The organism is Streptomyces sp. NBC_01304 (assembly GCF_035975855.1).
Taxonomy (GTDB): Bacteria; Actinomycetota; Actinomycetes; order Streptomycetales; family Streptomycetaceae; genus Streptomyces.
The window spans coordinates 7,207,246-7,225,157 of record NZ_CP109055.1; the positions used below are offsets into that span (position 1 = coordinate 7,207,246).

At 71.3% G+C, this 17,912-nt stretch carries 14 protein-coding genes; 13 read left to right on the top strand and 1 reads right to left on the bottom strand.

The annotated features are described in order from the left end of the window. The first annotated feature begins 141 nt into the window (after nucleotides 1-141). From hrcA to OG430_RS31945, 12 genes are all read left to right on the top strand, one after another. Nucleotides 142-1,158: a heat-inducible transcriptional repressor HrcA gene (gene hrcA, locus OG430_RS31890; RefSeq protein WP_327356088.1), complete on the top strand. Its 1,017-nt coding sequence runs from the start codon at nucleotides 142-144 to the stop codon at nucleotides 1,156-1,158. Further along, nucleotides 1,159-2,292 carry a molecular chaperone DnaJ gene (gene dnaJ, locus OG430_RS31895; RefSeq protein WP_327356089.1) on the top strand — a complete coding sequence of 378 codons (1,134 nt, stop codon included), beginning with the start codon at nucleotides 1,159-1,161 and terminating at the stop codon, nucleotides 2,290-2,292. A gap of 100 nt (nucleotides 2,293-2,392) precedes the next feature. Further along, entirely contained in the window at nucleotides 2,393-3,469 is a 1,077-nt protein-coding gene (locus OG430_RS31900) for a nitronate monooxygenase (RefSeq protein ID WP_327356090.1), read from the top strand. After that, nucleotides 3,466-4,197, top strand: coding sequence for a 16S rRNA (uracil(1498)-N(3))-methyltransferase (locus tag OG430_RS31905; protein WP_327356091.1), 732 nt, complete (start codon nucleotides 3,466-3,468; stop codon nucleotides 4,195-4,197). The genes OG430_RS31900 and OG430_RS31905 overlap by 4 nt, the downstream gene beginning before the upstream one ends. Nucleotides 4,198-4,423: 226 nt before the next feature. Continuing rightward, the gene (locus OG430_RS31910; protein WP_327356092.1) at nucleotides 4,424-4,975 is read left to right on the top strand and encodes a hypothetical protein; all 552 of its coding nucleotides are present in this window, start codon (nucleotides 4,424-4,426) and stop codon (nucleotides 4,973-4,975) included. 45 nt (nucleotides 4,976-5,020) lie between these two features. Next, complete coding sequence (locus tag OG430_RS31915; protein WP_327356093.1) at nucleotides 5,021-8,233, top strand: S41 family peptidase; 3,213 nt, start codon at nucleotides 5,021-5,023, stop codon at nucleotides 8,231-8,233. A gap of 57 nt (nucleotides 8,234-8,290) precedes the next feature. After that, nucleotides 8,291-9,655 (top strand): ATP-binding protein, encoded by a 1,365-nt coding sequence (locus OG430_RS31920; protein WP_327356094.1) that lies wholly within the window; start codon nucleotides 8,291-8,293, stop codon nucleotides 9,653-9,655. Further along, complete coding sequence (locus tag OG430_RS31925; protein ID WP_327356095.1) at nucleotides 9,652-10,773, top strand: tetratricopeptide repeat protein; 1,122 nt, start codon at nucleotides 9,652-9,654, stop codon at nucleotides 10,771-10,773. Before OG430_RS31920 ends, OG430_RS31925 begins: the two co-directional genes overlap by 4 nt. Before the next feature lie 62 nt (nucleotides 10,774-10,835). Then, the gene (locus OG430_RS31930; RefSeq protein WP_327356096.1) at nucleotides 10,836-11,189 is read left to right on the top strand and encodes a histidine triad nucleotide-binding protein; all 354 of its coding nucleotides are present in this window, start codon (nucleotides 10,836-10,838) and stop codon (nucleotides 11,187-11,189) included. A gap of 18 nt (nucleotides 11,190-11,207) precedes the next feature. After that, nucleotides 11,208-12,113 carry a ribonuclease Z gene (locus OG430_RS31935; RefSeq protein ID WP_327356097.1) on the top strand — a complete coding sequence of 302 codons (906 nt, stop codon included), beginning with the start codon at nucleotides 11,208-11,210 and terminating at the stop codon, nucleotides 12,111-12,113. A gap of 65 nt (nucleotides 12,114-12,178) precedes the next feature. Then, the gene (locus tag OG430_RS31940; RefSeq protein WP_327356098.1) at nucleotides 12,179-13,960 is read left to right on the top strand and encodes an aminotransferase class V-fold PLP-dependent enzyme; all 1,782 of its coding nucleotides are present in this window, start codon (nucleotides 12,179-12,181) and stop codon (nucleotides 13,958-13,960) included. A 7-nt stretch (nucleotides 13,961-13,967) separates the two neighbouring features. Next, nucleotides 13,968-14,981 carry an adenosine deaminase gene (locus OG430_RS31945; RefSeq protein WP_327356099.1) on the top strand — a complete coding sequence of 338 codons (1,014 nt, stop codon included), beginning with the start codon at nucleotides 13,968-13,970 and terminating at the stop codon, nucleotides 14,979-14,981. 160 nt (nucleotides 14,982-15,141) lie between these two features. On the opposite strand, the gene OG430_RS31950 is transcribed toward OG430_RS31945, so the two are convergent. Then, complete coding sequence (locus tag OG430_RS31950) at nucleotides 15,142-16,452, bottom strand: family 4 glycosyl hydrolase (protein ID WP_327356100.1); 1,311 nt, start codon at nucleotides 16,450-16,452, stop codon at nucleotides 15,142-15,144. A gap of 97 nt (nucleotides 16,453-16,549) precedes the next feature. On the opposite strand from OG430_RS31950, the gene OG430_RS31955 reads away from it, so the two are divergent. Next, nucleotides 16,550-17,683: a carbohydrate kinase family protein gene (locus tag OG430_RS31955; protein WP_327356101.1), complete on the top strand. Its 1,134-nt coding sequence runs from the start codon at nucleotides 16,550-16,552 to the stop codon at nucleotides 17,681-17,683. Nucleotides 17,684-17,912 lie beyond the last annotated feature (229 nt).

Consider the following 17,912-nt stretch of genomic DNA (forward strand, 5'->3'; position numbering starts at 1 on the left):
GCACGGCATCCCTGCAACCGCCCTTGCCGGGGCCGTACCTCACGGCCGTACACTGACACGTGAATGGCTGGCACTCACCCGCCGTGAGTGCCAAAGGGTGGGTGAGTCGCAAGGGACGACGACCGCAGGGAGGTGCGCGCGATGCTCAGTGAACGCAGGCTCGAGGTGCTGCGCGCCATCGTCCAGGACTACGTGGGCACCGAGGAGCCCGTCGGCTCCAAGGCGCTCACCGAGCGGCACCGGCTGGGGGTCTCCCCGGCCACCGTGCGCAATGACATGGCGGCGCTGGAGGAGGAAGGGTTCATCGCCCAGCCTCATACGAGTGCCGGGCGGATCCCGACGGACAAGGGCTACCGGCTCTTCGTCGACAAGATGGCGGGCGTCAAGCCGCTGTCGGCTCCCGAGCGGCGGGCCATTCAGAACTTCCTCGACGGTGCCGTCGATCTCGATGACGTCGTGGGCCGGACCGTGCGGCTGCTCGCGCAGCTGACGCGGCAGGTCGCCGTCGTGCAGTACCCCTCGCTGACCCGGTCCACGGTGCGGCACGTGGAGCTGCTCTCGCTGGCTCCGGCGCGGCTGATGCTCGTGGTCATCACGGACACCGGCCGGGTCGAGCAGCGGCACGTCGACTGCCCCGCCCCGTTCGGTGAGACCTCGCTCGCCGATCTGCGGGCCCGGCTCAACAGCCGGGTCGCCGGGCGGCGCTTCTCCGATGTGCCGCAGCTGGTGCAGGACATGCCGGAGTCGTTCGAGATCGAGGACCGCGGCACCGTCTCGACCGTCCTCGCGACGCTGCTCGAGACGCTCGTCGAGGAGAGCGAGGAGCGGCTGATGATCGGCGGTACCGCCAATCTCACCCGCTTCGGACATGATTTTCCGCTCGTGATCCGGCCGGTGCTCGAGGCGCTGGAGGAGCAGGTCGTGCTCCTCAAGCTCCTGGGCGAGGCCAAGGACTCGGGCATGACCGTACGGATCGGGCATGAGAATCCCCACGAGGGGCTCAACTCCACGTCCGTCGTCTCGGTCGGCTACGGTTCGGGCGGCGAGGCAGTCGCCAAGCTGGGCGTCGTAGGACCGACGCGGATGGATTACCCGGGAACGATGGGAGCGGTACGCGCAGTGGCACGTTACGTCGGACAGATCCTGGCGGAGTCGTAAGTGGCCACGGACTACTACGCCGTGCTCGGCGTGCGCCGCGACGCTTCCCAGGACGAGATCAAGAAGGCCTTCCGCAGGCTGGCCCGTGAGCTTCACCCGGATGTGAATCCGGACCCGAAGACCCAGGAGCGGTTCAAGGAGATCAACGCCGCCTACGAGGTGCTCTCCGACCCGCAGAAGAAGCAGGTCTACGACCTCGGCGGGGACCCGCTGTCCCAGTCGGGCGGCGCGGGCGCCGGCTTCGGCCAGGGCGGCTTCGGGAACTTCTCGGACATCATGGACGCCTTCTTCGGCACGGCCTCGCAGCGCGGCCCGCGCTCGCGGACCCGCCGGGGCCAGGACGCCATGATCCGGCTCGAGATCGAGCTGGACGAGGCGGCCTTCGGGACCACCAAGGACATCCAGGTCGACACCGCGATCGTGTGTACGACCTGTTCCGGCGAGGGCGCCGCGCCGGGCACCACGGCCCAGACCTGTGACATGTGTCGCGGTCGCGGTGAGGTCTCGCAGGTCACGCGGTCCTTCCTCGGCCAGGTCATGACTTCGCGGCCGTGCCCGCAGTGCCAGGGCTTCGGGACCGTCGTACCGACCCCGTGCCCGGAGTGTGCGGGTGACGGGCGGGTACGTTCCCGGCGCACGCTCACCGTGAAGATCCCGGCCGGTGTGGACAACGGCACGCGGATCCAGCTCGCCGGTGAGGGCGAGGTCGGGCCCGGTGGCGGTCCCGCCGGTGACCTGTACGTCGAGATCCACGAGCTGCCGCACACGGTGTTCCAGCGGCGCGGCGACGATCTGCACTGCACGGTGACCATCCCGATGACGGCGGCCTCGCTCGGTACGAAGGTGCCGCTCGAGACGCTGGACGGGATGGAGGAGATCGACATCCGTCCCGGGACGCAGTCCGGGCAGTCCGTGCCGCTGCACCAGCGAGGCGTAACGCATCTGCGTGGTGGTGGCCGGGGTGACCTGATCGTCCACGTCGAGGTGCTGACGCCCTCGAAGCTCGATCCCGAGCAGGAAGCGTTGCTGCGGCAGCTTGCGCAGCTGCGTGGCGAGGAGCGGCCCACCGGGCAGTTCCAGCCGGGGCAGCAGGGGCTGTTCTCGCGGTTGAAGGATGCTTTCAACGGGCGCTGAGCCCGCCGGTTCTGCCTGCTGGGATCGAGGGTTCCGCCTGCATATGACAGGCGGAACCCTCGATTCGAGTACGGCGTGGAGGACATGACACGATGCGTTCATGTCCTCCGCACTGACCGATCTCTGCCCCTACCCGATCGTGCAGGCCCCCATGGCGGGCGGCGCCTCGTGCCCCTCCCTCGCCGCGGCCGTGTCCGAAGCGGGCGGGCTCGGGTTTCTCGCCGCCGGGTACAAGACCGCCGACGGCATGTACCAGGAGATCAAGCAGCTGCGCGGGATGACCGGGCAGCCGTTCGGGGTCAATCTGTTCATGCCGCAGCCGACCTGCGCGGACCCGGCCGCCGTCGCCGTGTACGCCGCCCAGCTCGCCGGTGAGTCCGCCTGGTACGACACCCCGCTCGGCGACCCGGACAGCGGGCGCGACGACGGCTTCGACGCCAAGCTGGCGATCCTGCTCGACGACCCGGTGCCGGTCGTCTCCTTCACCTTCGGGTGCCCCAGCCGCGATGTGCTCGACGCCTTCGCGCGCGCGGGGACGCTGACCGTCGTCACCGTCACCACCCCGGAAGAGGCCCAGGCCGCCCAGTGGGCGGGCGCCGACGCCGTGTGTGTGCAGGGCATCGAGGCCGGCGGCCACCAGGGAACCCACCGGGACAACCCCGAGGCGGACGGTGCGGGGCTCGGGCTGCTCTCGCTGATCGCGCAGGTCCGCGAGACCGTGCAGCTGCCGATCGTCGCCGCCGGCGGACTGATGCGCGGCGGCCAGATCGCGGCCGCGCTCGCGGCGGGCGCGGAGCAGGCGCAGTTGGGCACGGCGTTCCTGGTCTGCCCCGAGTCGGGCGCGAACGTGGTGCACAAGCAGGCCATGACCAACCCGTTGTTCGTACGCACAGAGCTGACGCGGGCCTTCTCCGGACGCCCCGCCCGTGGCCTGGTCAACCGCTTCATGCGCGAGCACGGGCGCTATGCCCCGGCCGCGTACCCCCAGGTCCACCACATGACGACCGGCCTGCGCAAGGCCGCCGCGAAGGCGGGGGACGCGCAGGGCATGGCGCTGTGGGCGGGGCAGGGGCACCGGATGGCGCGGGAGCTGCCGGCCGGGCAGCTCGTCGAGGTGCTTGCGGCCGAACTCGACGCGGCCAAGGCGGCGTTGGCCCTCCGGGGGGCGGGGGCATGACGGCTCCGGTCTTCCTCGTCGACAAGGTGGTCGCGGGGCGTGTGACGGTCGACGGGCCCGAGGGACGCCATGCCGTGTCCGTACGACGGCTGCAGGTCGGCGAGGAGATCGTCCTCGCGGACGGGGCGGGCGCCGGTGGGTTCGGCGTGGTCGCCGGGACCGAGGGCAAGGACGTCCTGTACGTGGATGTCGCCGAGGTCCGGGTGGAGCCCGAGCCCCAGCCGCACATCACCGTCGTGCAGGCCCTGCCCAAGGGCGACCGGGGTGAACTCGCCGTCGAGACCATGACGGAGACCGGCGTCGACGCGATCGTGCCGTGGGCCGCGTCGCGCTGCATCACGCAGTGGAAGGGTGAGCGGGGGCTCAAGTCGCTTGCCAAGTGGCGGGCCACGGCCCGGGAGGCGGGGAAGCAGTCGCGGCGGCTGCGGTTTCCCTCCGTGGGGGAGGCGGCTTCGACCAAGCAGGTTGCGGGGCTTCTTGCTGCTGCCGACTTTGCGGCGGTGCTGCATGAGGAAGGCAGTGCGCCGCTTGCCTCGGCCTCGCTGCCGGCTGCTGGGTCGATCGTGCTTGTCGTCGGGCCCGAAGGGGGCGTTTCTCCTTCGGAGTTGGCGGTGTTCGAGGAAGCGGGAGCTTCTCCCTTCCGGCTCGGGGCGAGTGTGTTGCGTACGTCCACTGCGGGGACTGCGGCTGTGGCGTTGTTGCTCGGGCGCAGCGGGCGTTGGGGCTGAGGGATTTTTTCTTCCCCACCCCGCCCCTTCCCGAAAGTCCTGCGGACGGCCTGGGGCTTCGCCCCTAGCCCCCGGATCGGCCTTCGGCCTCTGTCCTCAAACGCCGGACGGGCTGATGGGTGCCGGACCGGTTGGTGGGTGCGGGGCTGGTTGATGGATGCGGACCGGTTGATTTTGTCCGCATGATGCCTACCCCTCGCGGGAGCGCAGTGGGAACCTGTCCCCTATGGGGGCATTGAGGCGTGTACGGCGGGTGCTCTTCGCGGTGGGGCTTGCGGGTGCTGCCGCCATCGGGGTTGCCGCCTGTGAACCCGTCGGGGACGGGCTGAGTTCCGTCGCGGTCGCCGTCACCACCGATCAGACCGGGACCAAGGCCCTGGAGCGCGAGGGCTTCGACGTGCAGTGGCTCAGCTGTGTGGCCACGATGGGGGAGGGCGGGAAGACCACGCCCAAGTCGTCGGGCTCGCCCAGCGTGCGCAGCGTCGCCACCGTGGACTGCCAGGGCGAGACCAAGGACGGGCGCGACATCGACCTCACCGGGAAGGTGACCGAGGAGCGCGGCGGTCGGTGTGTGCAGGGCGACCTGACCGCGAAGGTGGACGGCAAGCGGGTCTTCCACGCGCATGTGCTCGGCAACTGTTCGGCGGCGACGTCGAGTTCGGGACCCGCCGATCCGTCACCGGATCCGCCGCCGGACGACCCCGCGCGGCCCACGGTGACGGTCACCGTGACAGTGACGGCCGTGCCGCCCACCTGTGACTGCATGCCGGGCAAGTGATCCAAAGCCCTGACCTGGCACTGCCGTCCTGCCTAGGGTGAGCTCGTGACGCACCCTGCCTACTTCCGGTACCCCCATCTCCAGGGCGAGTTGATCGCCTTCACCGCAGAGGACGACGTCTGGGTCGCGCCGCTCGACGGCGGGCGGGCCTGGCGGGTCAGTGCCGACAACATGCCGGTGAACCATCCACGGATCTCACCCGACGGCACCCAAGTCGCCTGGACCTCGACCAGGGACGGGGCGCCCGAGGTGCATCTCGCGCCGGTGGACGGCGGCCCCTCCAAGCGGCTCACGTACTGGGGCAGTGCGAAGACCTCCGTACGCGGGTGGACCCCCGGAGGTGAGGTGCTGGCCCTCACCACGCAGGGCCAGGCCTCGCTGCGCCGCAGCTGGGCGCGTGCCGTGCCGCTCGACGGCGGTCCCGGCCGGGTGCTGCCGTACGGGCCCGTCGGGGACGTGGCGTACGGGCCGGGCGGCGAGGTGCTGGTCGTGTCCGTGGCCATGGGGCGCGAGGCCAGCTACTGGAAGCGCTACCGGGGCGGCACCGCGGGCAAGTTGTGGATCGACCGGGACAGCGGCGCGGGGGACGGCACCGGCGAATTCGTCCGCGTACACGAGGAGTTGGACGGGAATCTCGAGTACCCGATGTGGGTGGGGGAGCGGATCGCCTTCCTCTCCGATCATGAGGGGGTCGGGGCCGTCTACTCGTCGCTGGCCGACGGGTCGGATCTGCGGCGGCACACGGGAGTCGACGGGTTCTACGCCAGGCATGCCGCCACCGACGGTGTGCGGGTGGTCTATGCGGCGGGTGGGGAGTTGTGGCTCCTCGACGATCTGGTGGCCGCCGAACCGCGCCGGGTCGAGGTCCGGCTCGGCGGCCAGCGGACCGACCTGCAGCCGCACCCCGTCAAGGCCGAGCGCCATCTCGGGGATGCCTCACCCGACCACACCGGTCGGGGCAGCGCCGTCTCCGTGCGGGGCGCCATTCACTGGGTGACCCACCGGGAGGGGCCCGCGCGGGCGCTCACCGCCGAGCCGGGGGTGCGGGCGCGCCTTGCGCGGACCTTCCGGGTCGAGGGCGAGGAGCACGTGGTGTGGGTGACGGACGCCGAGGGCGACGACGCCCTGGAGTTCGCGCCCGCGGCCGGGGTCGGGCCCGGCGCGTCCGTACGGCGGGTGGCGGCAGGGCAGTTGGGGCGGGTGCAGGCGCTCGCCATGGCGCCGGACGGCAGCCGCGCCGCCGTCGCCTCGCACGACGGGCGGGTGCTGCTCGTCGAGCGGGAGTCGGGCGAGGTCAGGGAGGTCGACCGCAGCGAGGACGGGGATGCGCGCGGGCTCGCCTTCTCGCCGGACTCCGGGTGGCTGGCGTGGTCGCACGCCGGACCCTCGCCGCTGCGGCAGCTCAAGCTCGCCAACACCGGGGACCTGTCCGTCTCCGAGGCCACGCCGCTGCGATTCAGGGACTTCTCGCCCGCCTTCACGCTGGACGGCAAGCATCTGGCGTTTCTGTCGGAGCGGTCCTTCGATCCGGTCTACGACGCGCACGTCTTCGACCTGGCCTTCGTGGGCGCGTGCCGGCCGCATCTGATCACGCTCTCGGCCACCACGCCGTCGCCGTTCGGGCCGCAGCGGCACGGGCGGCCCTTCGAGGCCCCGGAGAAGGACGCCTCCGAGGAGGCGCCGGCCACGCGGATCGATCTCGACGGGCTCGCCGACCGGATAATCGCCTTCCCCGTCGAGGCCGCCCGCTACTCCACGCTGCGGGCCGCCAAGGACGGGCTGCTCTGGCTGCGCCACCCGGTGCGCGGCGCGCTCGGCGTCTCGCGGGCCAGGCCGGACGACCCGGACCCCAAGACGCTGCTCGAACGGTACGACCTCGCCCAACAGCGGATCGAGGAACTCTCCTCCGACGCCGACCACTTCGCCGTCAGCGGCGACGGCAAGCGGGTGGTGCTGCACACCGGGGACGTCCTGAAGGTCGTCCCCAGCGACCGGCGCGCCTCGGGCGACGACGACAGCGACAGCAACATCACCGTCGATCTGGGCCGGATCCGGCAGACCGTCGACCCCGCGGCCGAGTGGCGCCAGATGTACGCCGAGACCGGCCGCCTCATGCGCGACCACTTCTGGCGCGAGGACCTGGGCGGAGTCGACTGGGACGGCGTACTCGACCGCTACCGGCCCGTCCTCGAACGCGTCGCCACGCATGACGACTTGGTGGATCTGCTGTACGAGGTGCACGGCGAGCTCGGCACTTCGCACGCGTACGTCATCCCGCCGGGCGGGCACGGGCACGCGGACTCCCGGCAGGGGCTGCTCGGCGCGGACATCTCCCGCCACGGGGACGGCAGTTGGCGGATCGACCGCATCCTTCCCTCCGAGACGTCCGACCCGTACGCGCACGCCCCGCTCGCCGCGCCCGGCGTCGCCGTGCGGGTCGGGGACGCGATCCTCGCGGTGGACGGGCGGGCCGTCGACCCGGTGACCGGGCCCGGGCCGCTGCTCGTGGGCGCGGCGGGCAAGCCCGTCGAGCTGCTCATCGCGCCCTCGGGCGGCGGCGATCCGCGGCATTCGGTGGTCGTGCCGCTCGACGACGAGGAGCCGCTGCGGTACCACGCGTGGGTCGCGGACCGGCGGGCCTATGTGCACGCCGTGTCGCGCGGCCGGCTCGGGTATCTGCACGTGCCGGACATGCAGGCGCCCGGGTGGGCGCAGATCCACCGAGACCTGCGGGTGGAGGTGGCGAGGGAAGGGCTGATCGTCGACGTACGCGAGAACCGCGGCGGTCACACCTCCCAGCTCGTGGTGGAGAAGCTGGCCCGGCGGATCGTGGGCTGGGACCTGCCGCGCGGCATGCGGGCGTCGAGCTACCCGGTGGATGCGCCCCGGGGGCCCGTGGTGTCGGTCGCCAACGAATTCTCCGGGTCGGACGGGGACATCGTGAACGCGGCGATCAAGGCGCTCGGGATCGGGCCCGTGGTGGGTACGCGGACGTGGGGCGGGGTCGTCGGGATCGACAGCCGGTACCGCCTGGTGGACGGGACGCTGGTGACCCAGCCCAAGTACGCGATCTGGCTCGAGGGCTACGGGTGGGGCGTCGAGAACTACGGCGTCGACCCCGATGTGGAGGTCGTGGTCGCGCCCCACGACCACGCCGCCGGGCGCGATCCGCAGTTGGACGAGGCGGTGCGGCTCGCGCTGGCCTCGTTGGACGAGAGTCCGGCGAAGTCGGCGCCGGAGATTCCTCCGCTGTCGTGATCGGGAAGGGAGGGGGGAGGCATCCGGGCCGCCGCGTCGCATACGTAAAGTGTGGCCATGTCGGATGACTCCCCCCTGATACAGAGCCTGCGCACGGCCGTTGGTGCCGCGCCCGCCGATGTGCCGTTGCGCCTGCACCTCGCGGAGCTGCTGCTCGCCGCCGGGCGCGGGGACGAGGCGGTCACCGAGGCCGCTGTCGCGTTGCAGCACGCGCCCGGGGACGTACAGGCACGGGAGTTGATGGTGCGGGCGATGGGGATGCCTGCGGCTGCTCCTGCTGCTCCTGCTGCTCCTGCCGCTCCTGCCGCTCCTGCTGCTCCTGTTCCTTCTGTTTCTCCTGCGGCTTCGGAAGGCGCCCCGGCGGAGGCCAGGCCCGGCTTCGACTGGCGGGCCGCCGAGCAGGAGATCGGTGAGGCGATACCCCCGCGGTTCGTCGAGAGCCCCGCCGAACAGCCCGCCGACAACGGCGACAACGGCGAGAGCGGCCTCGAACCCCCGCTCGCCGCCGACGGCACCGGCGACCCCGGTGACGCCGAGGCCTGGGACGTCGACCGGCCGGGCACCCGGCGCCTCGCCGACGTCGGCGGCATGCAGGACGTCAAGGACCGCATCGAAGCGGCCTTCCTCGCACCGCTGCGCAACCCCGAACTGCGCAAGCTGTACGGCAAGAGCCTGCGCGGCGGACTGCTCCTCTACGGGCCGCCCGGCTGCGGCAAGACCTTCATCGCCCGTGCCGTGGCCGGTGAACTGGGCGCGAGCTTCCTGTCCGTGTCGGTCAACGACGTCCTCGACATGTGGATCGGCAACTCGGAACGCAATATGCACCAGGTCTTCGAGACCGCCCGCCGCAAGGCCCCCTGCGTCGTCTTCCTCGACGAACTCGACGCCCTCGGCGCCAAGCGCAGTCGTACGCAGCACAACGGCATGCGCAACACCGTCAACCAGCTCCTCACCGAGCTCGACGGCATCGACGCGGCAGCCAACGAGGGCGTCTTCGTCCTGGCCGCCACCAATGTGCCGTGGGACGTCGACATCGCCCTGCGCCGCCCCGGCCGCCTCGACCGCACCCTCCTTGTGCTGCCCCCGGACGCACCCGCCCGCGAGGCGATCCTCCGCTACCACCTGCGTGAACGCCCCATCGAGAACGTCGACTTGGGCAAGCTCGTCAAGGCCACGGACGGCCTCTCCGGCGCCGACCTCGCCCATGTCTGCGAGTCCGCGGCGGAGACCGCGCTGCTCGACTCGGCGCGCACCGGCACGGTTCGCATGATCGGCATGAAGGACCTGCTCGGCGCGGCCAAGGGGGTCGTGCCGTCCACCGAGCCGTGGTTCGCGGCAGCCCGCAATGTGGCGATGTTCGCGAACGACGGCGGGATGTACGACGACCTGGTGGCGTATCTGAAGAAGAGGCGGAAGCTGTGACCACGGGGAACACGGATGTGGAGCGGGCCGAGGCGCTGCTCGACATGGGGCGGTACGACGACGGGGTGGCCCTGCTGGCCAAGCGCGTGGCCGAGGACCCCGACGACGTACGGGCCTGGACGAGCATGGCACGCGGGCACCTGGACGCGGATCGGCCGGACGAGGCAGTCGAGGCGACCGAGGAAGCGCTCAGGAGGGCTCCGGAGTACGTCTACGCGCTTCTGGTGCACGCGCGAGCGCTGCAGCAGGTGGGTCGTCCCCCGGCTGCCGAGCAGGCGCTGCGCGAGGTGATCCGGATCGATCCGGAGTTCTGGCTGGGGTACGCGAGACTGGCCAACATCGCCTGGCGGAACGCCGTCATCCTGAACAGCGCCGGCCGAATAGGCAAGCCGGTGACGCCCGACGAGATGCGGAATCTCACCCAGGAGTCCACCGCGCTCGCCAAAGAGGCCATTCGGCTCGCCCCGGACGAGGTGTTCGCCTACGAAGTCGCCCTGACTCTCGCGAAGTACGGCCACAGCGGCGAGGACGTCGGCGAGATCGAGCGCGCCATCCTCCGCCTCGACCCCACCCATGCCGAGGCTCTGGAGAGCCAGACTGCGAAGGCCGCCGAGACCGACGAAGTCCTCGCGTCCCAGGCCTCCACGATGTACGCCGACGCGCTCGCCGTCGCCCCCGACTCCCGCGAGCTGCGCAGCGGCCTCGACCGGGCCACGTACCGGCTGCTGCGCGGCACCCGCTGGCTCGCCCTGCTCTGTCTGGTGATCGCGGGCGTGGTGATCGACCTGTTCCACGTGGACGGAGAGGTGCAGCGGACGCTGCCCGTGCCGCTCGGCAGCCGCCTGTGGGTGCTCGTCCCGATGGCCGCCGTCTGGGCCTTCGGCGCCTGGCGCATCTACCGGCGGCTGCGTACCGGCGTCCGGCTGAACGTGGGCTCCCTGCTCCGGCGGCAGCTCTGGGCCCGCATAGTCGTGGCCCAGGCCGGCCTCACCACGCTCTGCGCGCTCCTGATCGCCGAGATCCCGTGGACCGGCCGGGGCATCCCGCAGTTCCTGTTCTGGACCGGCCTGGTGGTGCCCTGGCTGACCATCAACTCCGATCGCAAGCTGGTCAAGTAGCCGAGGGCTTCGCCGGATACCATGCGCATCAACTGATCCACAGAGCCGAGGGAGGCCCGCCGATGGCCGGCGAACCGCAGGCGGACTGCCTGTTCTGCAAGATCGTGGCCAAGGAGATTCCTGCCACGATCGTCCAGGAGACCGAGTCGACGCTCGCCTTCCGGGACATCAATCCGCAGGCCCCGACCCACGTCCTGGTCATCCCCAAGGTGCACTTCCCGGACGCCGCCTCCCTCGCCGCCGGCGACCCGGAGGCCGCCGCCGAGGTGCTGCGGGCCGCCGGTGAGGTGGCCGAGGGGGAGGGCGTCGAGAGCTATCGCATCGTGTTCAACACCGGTGCGGGCGCGGGCCAGACCGTCTTCCACGCGCACGCCCACGTCCTGGCCGGACGCGGCCTCGAATGGCCTCCCGGATAGGTCGCAGGGTAACTCGACGTGTCCGTACGTGAATTGGTGGTGCTCGGCACCGCCAGCCAGGTCCCCACCCGGCACCGCAACCACAACGGCTATCTGCTGCGCTGGGACGGCGAGGGCATCCTCTTCGACCCGGGCGAGGGCACCCAGCGTCAGATGCTGCGGGCCGGGGTCGCCGCGCACGACCTCAACCGGATCTGCGTCACGCACTTCCACGGGGACCACTCGCTCGGCCTCGCCGGGGTGATCCAGCGGATCAACCTCGACCGGGTGCCGCACGAGATCACCGCGCACTACCCGGCGAGCGGGCAGCAGTTCTTCGACCGGCTCCGGTACGCCACCGCCTACCGCGAGACCGTGCGGCTCACGCAGGCGCCGGTCGCCGCCGACGGGGAGCTGGCCGCCTCGGCGACGTACCGCCTCGAAACCCACAAGCTGTCGCACCCGGTGGAGTCGTACGGCTATCGCGTCGTCGAGCCGGACGGGCGCCGGATGCTGCCCGAGCGGCTCAGGGAGCACGGCATCAAGGGGCCCGACGTGGGCGTCCTGCAGCGCGGGGGAGTGCTGAACGGCATCGGCCTCGACGACGTGAGCGAGGTGCGGCGCGGGCAGCGGTTCGCGTTCGTCATGGACACCCGGCTGTGTGAGGGCGTGTACGCGCTCGCCGAGGGTGCCGACATGCTCGTCATCGAGTCGACCTTCCTTGACGAAGACGCTCAACTCGGCGCCGATCACGGTCACTTGACCGCCGGACAGGCGGCCGGAGTGGCGCGCGACGCCGGCGTACGGCATCTGGTCCTTACGCACTTCTCGCAGCGGTACGCCGATCCCGCGGAGTTCGAGCGGCAGGCGCGGGCCGCCGGGTTCGAAGGTGAACTGACCGTCGCCGCCGACTTGTTGCGTGTTCCACTGCCCAAGCGCCCCTGATACGAGCCGTTCACGCCCCCTGAAGGGTGTGGTCATGCCGGGTGAACGGCGATATGGCTGGATGTATGGCCGCAATACGCGAAAGTGCAGCAGACGCGTCGGACCCGCCTCCGGACCCATCTTCGGACCCACCTCCGGGCGCGGCAGGCGCATCGGCGGCCCTCCTGCAGACCATCCGGGACTCCCTCATCGGTGACGACCATCTGCTCGACGGGCCTTACGGGGAACGGCGGATCACCTACGCCGACTACGCCGCCTCGGGGCGGGCGCTGACCTTCATCGAGGACTTCATCCGCGGCGCCGTGCTGCCGTACTACGCCAACTCCCATACGGAGGCCTCCGGGACGGGCCTGCAGACCACCGTCTTCCGTGAGGACGCCCGCGCGATCATCCGCCAGGCCATCGGCGGCGACGAGCGGGTCGCGGTCATCTTCACCGGCTCGGGCGCGACCGGCGCCATCAACAAACTGATCACCATCCTCGGGCTGCACCGCGCGCCGGCCGGGCGCCGTGCGGTCGTCTTCGTCGGCCCGTACGAGCACCACTCCAACGAGCTGCCCTGGCGCGAATCGACCGCCGACGTCGTGCCCATCCGGGAGGACGCCGAAGGGCACATAGACCTCGTGCACCTGGAGGCCGAACTCGTCCGGCACCGCGATCGCGAGCTGCGCATAGGCACCTTCTCCGCCGCGTCGAACGTCACCGGGATCATCAGCGACACGGACGCGGTGAGCGATCTGCTGCACCGTCATGGGGCCCTGGCCTTCTGGGACTTCGCGGCCGCCGGACCGTATCTGGACGTCGCCATGGCGGGGGACGCCGGCCGTTTCGACCAGCCCTGGAAGGACGCCGTCTTCCTCAGCCCGCACAAGTTCATCGGCGGGCCCGGCACCCCCGGCATCCTCGCCGTCCGCCGCGAGCTGCTGCACAACGCGGTCCCCGCCGAACCCGGTGGCGGCACCGTCGACTACGTCAACACCGTCGAGCACCACTACATCGCCGACCCGGAGCACCGGGAGGAGGGCGGCACCCCGGCCCTCGTCGACTCGATCCGGGCCGGCCTGGTCTTCCTGCTCAAGCAGGCCGTGGGCGCGGCCGCCATCCGCGCGGGCGAGGAGGGGATCACCCGCCGGGTGCTCGCCGCCTGGCGGGACTGCCCGGCGATCGAGATCCTCGGCAGTCCGACGGCCGCCCGGCTGCCGATCGTGTCCTTCCTCGTACGTTCCCCGAGCGGGCGTTCCCCGAGCGGGGCTTCTCCGAGCGGGCGGGGCTTTCTGCACCACAACTTCGTCGTGGCCGTCCTCAACGACCTGTTCGGAATCCAGTGCCGGGGCGGCTGCTCCTGCGCGGGCCCGTACGGCCATCGGCTGCTCGCCATCGACCAGGACACCTCGCACCGGTACGAGCGGGAGATCCTGGAGGGGCACGAAGGGCTGAAGCCGGGGTGGGTGCGGGTCAGCCTCAACTACTTCATGGCGCCGGCCGTCGTGGACTACGTCATCGAGGCGGTCCGGCTCGTGGCGGAGGAGGGGTGGCGGCTGCTGCCGGAGTACCGGTTCGACCTTCGCACGGGGCTGTGGCGGCATCGCTCCGGCGGGGCGCGGGCGGTGCGGCTCGCGGGGCTCAGCTTCGATGCTGCCGGGCGGCTCGGGCCCGCGGCGCGGGTGGCGGCGGGGGCCGCGGAGGCCGATCTGGCACGGCAGTTGGCGCAGGCCCGGGCGATTCTGGCGGAGCGGGACGGGCGCGACGAGGGCGGGGTCGCCGCGGCGGGGGTCTCCGGGTTCGGGGATCTGCAGTGGTTCGAGCTGCCCGACGTATGCCGGTTCACACCAGGGCGTGCGGGATGAGCACGGCTTGCGTGCCTACGATGGCGCGGTGATCCCCAAGGCCGAACTCCACCTGCACATCGAAGGCACCCTCGAACCCGAGCTCGCCTTCGCGCTCGCCGCCCGCAACGGCATCGAGCTGCCCTTCGCCGACACCGAGGCGCTGCGCCGCGCCTACCTCTTCGAGGACCTGCAGTCCTTCCTCGACCTGTACTACGGCCTGATGGCGGTGCTCAGGACGGAGGCGGACTTCGCCGAGCTCGCCGACGCCTATCTGACGCGCGCCGCCGCACAGGGCGTACGCCATGCGGAGATCTTCTTCGACCCGCAGGCGCACGTCTCGCGCGGCGTCGGCATCGGGGCCGTGATCGAGGGCCTGGGGCGGGCCCTGGACCTGAGCGAGCAGCGGCACGGCATCTCCACGCGGCTCATCATGTGCTTCCTGCGGGACGAGTCCGCCGAGTCGGCGCTGCAGACCCTGGAGGCGGCGAAGCCCTATCTGCACCGGATCACCGGGGTGGGCCTGGACTCGGCGGAGGTCGGGCATCCGCCCGCCAAGTTCCGCGAGGTGTACGAGGCCGCCGCCGAGCTCGGTCTGCGCAGGGTCGCGCACGCCGGGGAGGAGGGGCCGCCGGCGTACATCAGCGAGGCGCTGGACGTCCTCGGGGTCGAGCGGATCGATCACGGGCTGCGGTGCATGGAGGACCCGGAGCTGGTCGAGCGCCTGGTCCGGGACCGCATTCCGCTCACGCTCTGCCCGCTGTCCAACGTCCGGCTGCGGGCGGTCGATCTGCTTGAGGATCATCCGCTGCCGGGGATGATGGCGGCGGGGCTGCTCTGCACGGTCAACTCCGATGATCCGGCGTACTTCGGGGGGTATGTCGGGGATACGTTTCATGCGGTGCATGAGGCGTTGGGGCTGGGGCCGGAGCGGCTCAGGGAGTTGGCGCGGAACTCGTTCCTGGCCTCGTTCCTGGAGGACGACGAGGCTCGGCGTGCCCGGTATTTGGCCGAGGTGGAGGCGTACGAGTTCGAGGACTGATTTCTCCCCACCCCGCCCCTTCCCGTAATCCTCCGGAGGCTGGGGGCTGCGCCCCCGGACCCCCCTTGTCCTCAAACGCCGGACGGGCTGATTCATCAGCGATGAATCAGCCCGTCCGGCGTTTGAGGACACCGCCCGGAGGGCGGAAGGCGTCGCAGACTTACGGGAAGGGGCGGGGAGGGGAAGAAATCCCTGCCAGAATCCGCCCGGCCACCGCAGGCGAATCCACCAACGGGTGCAGGGCCAAGGCCCTGAGCGCCGCATCCCGGTCCTTGAAGAGGGCCGCCTCGATCGCCGCGCGCTCAACGGCCTTGAGCTGCAGCATCAACCCCAACTCCGCCTCCCCGAGCGGGGAGCAGGGGAGGGGCCGAGCCCCCTCGGACGACACCTCGCACACCGTCTCGATGATCGCGTCCGCGGGCAGCGCCGGCACCGTCGTCCCATTGCGGACATTGAGAATGAGCCGCGCCCCCTCGCCGGAGGCGATCGCCCGCATCAGAGCCAGCGCGACCCGGTCGTACCCCCCGCCGTCCAGATCGCAGGAGTCCCGCTCCCAACCCCCGGTCGCCGCCCGGCTGTCCGCCATGTACGTCGACTCCCGCTCCAGCCGCGTACGCTCCCACAACTCGTACGCCCGCGCCGGTTCCGAGGCGGCGGCCTCGAAGAACCCGCCCTGCTGGGCGTCCAGGAACTCCCCGCGCGTCTCGTCCGCGGAGCGCACCGCCGCCAGCGTCTCGCGCCGGAAGTAGTAGTAGTGCAGGTACTCGTTGGGAAGCGAGCCGAGCGCCCGCAGCCACTCGGAACCGAAGAGCTTGCCCTCCTCGAAAGAGTCCAGGGCGGCCGGATCCGCGAGCAGAGCGGGCAGCAGGTCACGGCCGTCGGCGTCCGTCAACTTCCGCAGCCAGCCGAGGTGGTTGAGGCCCACGTAGTCGTACGTCACCGAGTCCGGGTCCGCACCGGCGGCGCGTGCCGCGCGGCGCACCAGGCCCACCGGGGAGTCGCAGATGCCGATGACGCGCTCGCCGAGCACCGAGGCCATCGCCTCGGTCACCATGCCCGCCGGATTGGTGAAGTTGATGACCCACGCGTCCGGCGCCACCGCCGCAACCCGCTCCGCGATGTGCAGCGCGACCGGGATGGTGCGAAGGCCGTACAGCACACCGCCCGCGCCGACCGTCTCCTGGCCCAGGACGCCCTCGCCGAGCGGCACGCGCTCGTCCCGCACCCGGCCCGCCGTGCCGCCCACCCGGATCGCGGAGAACACGAAGTCCGCGCCCCGCAGGGCGTCGTCGAGTTCCGCAGCGATCCGCACGGCGGGACCGCCCTCGAAGTGCTCCAGGACCGAGCGCACGACGCCGACCCGCACCGGATCCGTGTCGTACAGCGTCAGCTCGGTGATCTCGCTGCCCACCAGTGCGCCGTACACCAGCGGCACCCGGAATCCGCCACCGCCCAGAATCGTCAGCCTCATGCCGCGGAACGTACCTCACGACACCGACAACCGGGCATGACAGGAGTGATGAGGCACACTGTCCTGACCTGCACGCACCATGTACGGGGAGCGCGAAGTGGCGACCGATCCCACGGTGAGAGCCGACCTGTTCGAGCAGCCTGCCAAGAGCGGCTGTCTCGATCCCCTCGCCGCCCTGCGCACGCCCGAGGACCCGCCCTGGGACGTCTACCTGACCGGCACGGTCTTCCTCGACATCATCTTCACCGGCCTCGACAGCGCGCCGGTCCGCGGCACCGAGTCCTGGGCGCGCGGCATGGGCTCCAGCCCCGGCGGCGCCGCCAACATGGCGACGGCGCTCGCCCGGCTCGGCCTGCGTACCTCCCTCGCCGCGGCCTTCGGTGACGACCACTACGGCGAGTACTGCTGGGACGCCCTGGAACAGGGCGAGGGCATCGATCTGTCGCCGTCCAGGAAGGTGTCCGGCTGGCACTCGCCGGTCACCGTCTCCATGGCGTACGAGGGCGAACGGACGATGGTCTCGCACGGCCACGAGCCGCCGCCCGAGGAGCCCGCGCCCCACTGCCCGCCACGCGCGCGTGCCGCCATCGCCTCGCTGACGCCGGGCACGCGCGCGGAGTGGATCGCGCAGGCCGCGGCCAAGGGCAGCCGGGTCTTCGGCGACGTCGGCTGGGACGAGACCGGGCGCTGGGACCTGGCGGGCCTCGCCGATCTGGAGCACTGCGAGGCCTTCCTGCCGAACGCCGAGGAGGCCATGCGTTACACCGGCACCTCCTGTCCGCGGGCCGCTGCGCACGCGCTCGCCGAGAAGGTGCCGCTCGCCGTCGTCACGCTGGGGGCGGAGGGGGCGTACGCCGTGGACGGGCGTACCGGTGAGACCGCCTCGGTCCCCGCCATCGAGGTCGCGGCCCTCGACCCGACCGGTGCCGGTGATGTCTTCGTGGCGGGGTTCGTCACCGGGACGCTGGCGGGGTGGCCGCTGGCCGATCGGCTGGCCTTTGCCGGGCTGACCGCTGCGCTGTCGGTGCAGGAGTTCGGCGGGTCTCTGTCGGCGCCCGGGTGGAACGAGGTTGCCGCGTGGTGGCAGGAGGTTGGTCGGCGCTGTGAGCAGGACCCTGCGGCTCTGCGCCGCTATGCCTTTCTGGCGGGGTTGCTGCCCACGGCTACGCGGGCGTGGCCGCTGGCTCGGGCGGTGCCGACTATTGGCTTCCGGGCGGCGTCTGCCGGGTAGGGGTGGTCTTCGGTCGAGGTCGCGGGGGCGCTGCCCCCGGGCCCCCGGTCCTGGCCGGACGGGCCTTCTTTTGCCCCTCCCCGCCCCTTCCCGTAAGGCTGCCGCCGGCTTCACCACCCTCAAAGATGTCCTCAAACGCCGGACGGGCTGACTTTGAGCCGCACTCGAGGCCAGCTCGCAGGGGACGGAAAAAGCCCTCGGTGTTGTCAGTGCTCCGACGTACTCTTGG